General features: G+C 68.6%; 6 protein-coding genes. 4 read left to right on the top strand and 2 right to left on the bottom strand.

Going from position 1 to position 5432, the window contains the following annotated elements; translation table 11 throughout:
- Positions 1-508: acyl-CoA dehydrogenase family protein (locus RMO85_RS00820; protein ID WP_310525845.1), on the bottom strand; the 508-nt coding region annotated here is incomplete at its 3' end.
- 45 nt (positions 509-553) lie between these two features.
- Between RMO85_RS00820 and RMO85_RS00825 the strand changes: the two genes are divergently transcribed.
- The 3 genes from RMO85_RS00825 to RMO85_RS00835 are packed head-to-tail and all read left to right on the top strand — an operon-like array spanning position 554 to position 3070.
- Entirely contained in the window at positions 554-1690 is a 1137-nt protein-coding gene (locus RMO85_RS00825) for a Rieske 2Fe-2S domain-containing protein (protein ID WP_310525847.1), read from the top strand.
- Entirely contained in the window at positions 1690-1992 is a 303-nt protein-coding gene (locus RMO85_RS00830) for a hypothetical protein (RefSeq protein ID WP_310525848.1), read from the top strand. Before RMO85_RS00825 ends, RMO85_RS00830 begins: the two co-directional genes overlap by 1 nt.
- A complete protein-coding gene (locus RMO85_RS00835; protein WP_310525849.1) occupies positions 1982-3070 on the top strand; it encodes a ferredoxin--NADP reductase in 1089 nt (362 codons plus the stop codon). Before RMO85_RS00830 ends, RMO85_RS00835 begins: the two co-directional genes overlap by 11 nt.
- 50 nt (positions 3071-3120) lie before the next feature.
- On the opposite strand, the gene RMO85_RS00840 is transcribed toward RMO85_RS00835, so the two are convergent.
- Complete coding sequence (locus RMO85_RS00840; RefSeq protein WP_310525851.1) at positions 3121-4782, bottom strand: AarF/UbiB family protein; 1662 nt, start codon at positions 4780-4782, stop codon at positions 3121-3123.
- Between the two features lie 107 nt (positions 4783-4889).
- Here RMO85_RS00840 and RMO85_RS00845 point away from each other — a divergent pair.
- Positions 4890-5432, top strand: a 543-nt coding sequence (locus RMO85_RS00845; protein ID WP_310525852.1) for a hypothetical protein, incomplete at its 3' end; no start/stop codon positions are given.

Below are 5432 nucleotides of genomic sequence, written 5' to 3' on the forward strand. Positions count from 1 at the left end.
ACTGGATCAGCGACGTCCACATCTTCTGGCCGTTGATCACCCACTCGTCGCCCTCCTGGACCGCCCGCGTCCTCAGGGAGGCGAGGTCGGTGCCGGAGTCGGGCTCGGAGTAGCCGATCGAGAAGTGCAGGTCGCCGGCCAGGATCCTCGGCAGGAAGTAGTCCTTCTGCTCAGCCGTCCCGTAGCGCATGATCGTCGGTCCGACGGTGTTGAGCGTGAGATAGGGGATGGGCACCCCGGCCACCGCCGCGACGTCGGTGAAGATGAGCTGCTCGATCATCGAGCGGTCCTGGCCGCCGTACTCGCGAGGCCACCCGATGCCGAGCCACCCGTCGGTCCCGAGCTGGCGGATGACGTCCTTGTACGTCGCCACGTCGCCGAACTCGCCGCCCCTCGTCGACGTGGCCATCGACAGTGCGGCGCGTCGCTCGGGCGTGACGAGGGCATCGAAGTACTCCCGGAGCTCCTGCTGCAGCGCGAGGTGCTCGGGCGAGAGGGCTACCTGCATGCGGCGACACTAGAACGTGTTCTTGTTTTAGTCCATAATGGCGCCATGAGTGACACCCGCATGCTCGACACCGGTTCGGTTCCCGACCGCTTCGCCCGTGGCTGGCACTGCCTGGGACTGGCGAGGGACTTCACCGACGGCGAGCCGCACGGCGTGGACGCGTTCGGTGGCAAGCTCGTCGTGTGGTCGGACACGGCGGGCAACCTCAGCGTGCTCGACGGGTACTGCCGGCACATGGGCGGCGACCTCGCGCAGGGCAGTGTGAAGGGTGACGAGATCGCCTGCCCGTTCCACGACTGGCGCTGGGGCGGCGACGGCAGGTGCAAGGCGATTCCGTACGCCCGAAGGGTGCCGCTGCGGGCACGCACTGCGCGCTACGAGTCGGTGATCCGCAACGGCATGCTGATGATCTGGCACGACGTGGAGGGCGGCCCGGCCGACCACGACATGCTGCCGCCCGAGCTGGAGGGCATCGGCACCGAGCGCTACACCGACTGGACCTGGAACGTCCTCGACGTCCCCTCCGCGCACTGTCGCGAGATCGTCGACAACGTCGTGGACATGGCGCACTTCTTCTACATCCACTTCGCGTTCCCGACGAGGTTCCGCAACGTCTTCGAGGGGCACATGGCGACCCAGTTCATGGAGTCGACCGGGCGCCCCGACATGGTCGGGGAGGGGTACGGCGACGAGAACCTCATCCTCACGTCGGAGGCCACCTACTACGGCCCGTCCTTCATGATCAACTGGCTCGAGACCGACTACAAGGGCTTCCTGACCAAGGTCATCCTGGTCAACTGCCACGTCCCGACCGGCCCCAACTCGTTCAGGTTGCAGTACGGCCTGTGCGTCGAGAAGGCCGAGGGCCTCGACGACAAGACGGCGCGCTACGTCGGCACGAAGTACTCCGACATGTTCGGCGACGGTTTCCTCCAGGACGTCCACATCTGGCTGAACAAGGCGCCCGTGCAGAACCCGCTCCTGTGCGAGGAGGACGGCCCCGTCTACCAGCTGCGCCGGTGGTACGAGCAGTTCTACGTCGACACCGCCGAGGTGACCGACGAGATGACAGCACGCTTCGAGTTCGAGGTCGACACCACCAAGGCAGGAGAGTTCTGGCGGGCCGAGGTCGCGCAGAACCTCGCGAAGAAGGCCGCCCAGGACGCGGCGGCCAGCCACTGATGGCCTACATCGTCCCCGCCAGCGCCGACACCCTCGAGGACCAGCGGCTCTACACCCGGGCCCGGCTGACCGAGGTCGCGTGCCTGGACTGCCGCGCCAGCGTGGGGGTGAAGAAGAACTCCGAGCACCACACCTCGATCCAGTGGCACACGGAGTCGCTGGGGGAGTGCGCGGAGTTCCGCCGACTGGACAGCGCGCCGACCGGCCGCCCGATCCGGGCATCCTGTCCCCGGATGCAGGCGAGCATCGACGCCGCCGTGCGCGACGGACAGCTGAAGATCGGGGCCGAAGATGGATACTGACTCCTACCTCCTCGAGGTCCGCGACGTCGTCGCCGAGACCGCCGACGCCTCGTCGATCGTGTTCGACGTCCCGGTCGACGTCGCCGGCGCCTTCGCGTCCACGCCGGGGCAGTTCCTCACCCTCGCAGTGCCGTCGGCCCGGACCGGACTGGTGGCCCGCTGCTACTCCATCTCCACCCCGCCCGGCGAGCCGCTCACCGTGACCGTCAAGCGCACGCCTGACGGTTACGCCTCCAACTGGCTCAACGACAACCTCCGGCCCGGCGACACCGTGCGCGTGCTGCCGCCCTCGGGGATCTTCTCGCCCAAGGACTGGTCCGCCGACCTGCTGCTCTTCGCGGGCGGGTCGGGCATCACCCCGATCATGTCGATCGTGCGTACGGCGCTGGCTGAGCACTCCGCCCGGGTCGTGCTGTTCTACGCGAACCGTGACGAGACGTCGGTCATCTTCGCCTCCGCCCTCGCCGAGCTCGCCGCCGCACACCCGGACCGCCTCCAGGTCATCCACTGGCTCGAGTCGGTCCAGGGGCTGCCCAGTGAGGCCCAGCTGGGCGGGTTCGCTGCGGCGTACTCCACGTGGACGTCCTTCTGCTGCGGGCCTGCGCCCTTCATGAAGGCCGTCTCCACCGCGCTGCGCGCACTCGACTTCCCGCGCGAGCGACGACACCAGGAGAAGTTCGTCTCGCTCGGCGGCAACCCCTTCGGCGACGTGGAGGAAGTGCTGGCGGCTCAGGCCACCCTCGCCTCGGTCGACGACGCGGACGAGGCCGAGGACGCCGCACCGGTCGGGCCGTCGGGGCCGGTCAAGGTCGAGATCGAGCTCGACGGCGAGGAGCACGTCTTCGACGACTGGCAGCCCGGGACGAAGCTGCTGGAGTTCCTCGAGTCCAAGGGCATCAAGGCGCCGTACTCCTGCCGCGAGGGCGAGTGCTCCGCGTGCGCCGTCCGCCTGATCTCCGGCGAGGTGAGGATGCTGCACAACGACGTGCTCGAGCAGGAAGACCTCGACGAGGGCCTCCGTCTCGGCTGCCAGTCCGTCCCCGCCACCGAGGATCCGGTGAAGGTCTCCTACCGCTGACGTCCGCCGTCCCTGGCGGCGGGCGGCAGCTCACGACCCTGGGTGTCGCCTCAGGGCTGTCGACTGGTGCGGACGTTGCGGCTGTGGAGCGCGATGCGGGCCAGCATGCCGAGGGAGACGGTGACGGCCACGACGAAGACGACCAGGGCGATCTGGTTCTCCACCGATGTTCCGTCGCCTGACGGCCTGGCCAGCAGCGCGGAGGCCAGGATCATCGCGGCGAGGACCACGGCCGCGGCCAGCACGTTGGCGAGCTTGTGCAGGCCCCGCAGGAACTCGTCCTCGTCGAAGGCCTTGATCCGCAGCTCGAAGTTGCCCTCACCCACCGCGTCGAAGGCACGGTTCACCCGCCCCGGGAGCTCCTCGACGAACTCCTTGGCCTCCAACAGCGACGCCATCATCGTCGCCGGGCTCGTGCCCATGGAGGACTTCATCAGCCCGGTCATGTGTCGCTGCAGTGCCTCGCGGGGCTGGAATCCCGGGTCGAGCGTCGCCGCGACCTGGTCCAGGTTGAGCAGCGTCTTGCCGAGCATCACCAGCTCGGGGTCCATGCGCAGACCGGCCTCGCCCGCCTTGCGGGTCAGCTGGAGCACGAGGGCGCCGAGGTCGAGGTCCGACAGCGAGGCGTCGGCCGAGCGGCCGACGAGGTCGGCGACCGCGCGTGCGAAGACCGCCTCGTCGAACTCCGGCAGCCGTTCGCCCAAGGAGATCGCGATGCGCGTGACCTCCTCGGGACGGGCGTCTGCCAGGGCGAGGAAGAGCTTGACCAGCTTGTCGCGCACCGCCGGTGCGAGCCGCGCGATCATCCCGATGTCGAGCAGGACCAGGCGACCGTCCGGTGTCACCAGCACGTTGCCGGGGTGGGGGTCGGCATGGAAGACGCCCTGGACGAGGACCTGGTCGAGATAGGCGGCGAAGAGCTGGTCGGCCAACGGAGCACCATCCAGCTCGAGCTGGCCGAGGGGTCCGAGGGCGGTGACCTTCTTGCCGGCCACGTACTCCATGGTGAGCACCCGGCTGGTGGTCAGGTCGGGGACCGGCTCGGGGACGACGATGAGGTCGTGGTCGGCGACCAGGTCACGCATGCGCGCCAGGTTGTCGGCCTCGCGGCGGTAGTCCAGCTCGTCGACCAACGCCTTGCGGAACTCCTCCAGGAGTTGCACGAAGCCGAAACGGCGACCCGTGTCGGTGTGCTTGTCCAGGAACAGCGCCAGGTCGGCGAGGACTTCCATGTCCTTGCGGACCTGCTCCCTGATCCCGGGGCGCTGCACCTTCACGACGACCTCGCGACCGTCCCGCAGGGTTGCGCGATGGACTTGGCCGAGCGACGCCGCGGCCAGCGGAGTGGACTCGAAGGTGGGGAAGACGGCCGAGAGTCGCACCTGCAGCTCGCTGCTGACGATGTCCTCGACCTCCTCGAAGGAGAACGGTGCGACGCCATCTTGAAGCCTCGACAAGGCCTCGATGTACGCCGGGCTCAACAGGTCCACACGCGAGGACATGAGCTGGCCGAGCTTGACGAAGGTCGGGCCCATCGCCTCGAGGTCCTCGGCGAGACGTATGGCGGCGTCGGGATCGCCCTCGGCGGCCTCCTCGTCCAGCGCGACGTCGATCCCTGCCGAACGGACGAGGTCTCCGCGCCCGTGACGGATCAGGAGGAGTGCGATCTGCCGGTAACGCTTCACGTGCTCGGGATCTATACGCAGGCTCATCGTGGGTGAGCATAGCGGCGGATCCACCCCACAGCGTCGAGACGACCTCGGCGCGGATGCCCTCTTTTGGTGTTGTGCACGCGGGAGACGCGTGCCACCGTCCGATCATGATGAGCAGAGTCCTCCGTCCGCTTGCCCGCCTTCGCGTCGTCGGCCTCGGTCTCTGCGCCACGGTGCTCACGGTGACCGCCGCCCTCGCGCCCGGCGGCGGAGCATCCGCTGGCACGTCGTCGCCGCAGGCGGCGGACAACGCGGCCTCGCCGGCTCGGACCGTGACCGTGATGACCCGAAACCTCTATCTCGGGGCCGACCTGGGTCCGATTCTCGCGGCACTGGGCAGCGGCAACAACAACGCCATCGTCGGCGCCGCGACGCGGACCTGGGGCGCGGTGCAGGCCACCGCGCCCGAAGAGCGGATGGCCGCGATCGCGGACGAGATCGTGGCGGCCGATCCCGAGGTGATCGGTCTCCAGGAGGTCACGACCTGGACGACCTTCTCCTACAACCCCCTCACCGGCGCGGTCAGCAACCCCGTCGTCGCCTACGACTTCCTGGACCTGCTGCTCGCCGAGCTGGCCGAGCGCGGTGCCGACTACCGTGAGCTTCCCGCAGCCACGGCACACAACTTCAGCTCGCCACCGATCCCGATC

It is taken from the genome of Nocardioides sp. (genome assembly GCF_031422975.1).
Lineage (GTDB): Bacteria > Actinomycetota > Actinomycetes > Propionibacteriales > Nocardioidaceae > Nocardioides.

What these genes read in the sequence shown, in the direction of transcription:
- RMO85_RS00825 (WP_310525847.1), top strand. Translation starts at nt 554, where the DNA reads ATGAGTGACACCCGCATGCTCGACACCGGTTCGGTTCCCGACCGCTTC.
- RMO85_RS00840 (WP_310525851.1), bottom strand. Translation starts at nt 4,782, where the DNA reads ATGAGCCTGCGTATAGATCCCGAGCACGTGAAGCGTTACCGGCAGATC.
- RMO85_RS00835 (WP_310525849.1), top strand. Translation starts at nt 1,982, where the DNA reads ATGGATACTGACTCCTACCTCCTCGAGGTCCGCGACGTCGTCGCCGAG.
- RMO85_RS00830 (WP_310525848.1), top strand. Translation starts at nt 1,690, where the DNA reads ATGGCCTACATCGTCCCCGCCAGCGCCGACACCCTCGAGGACCAGCGG.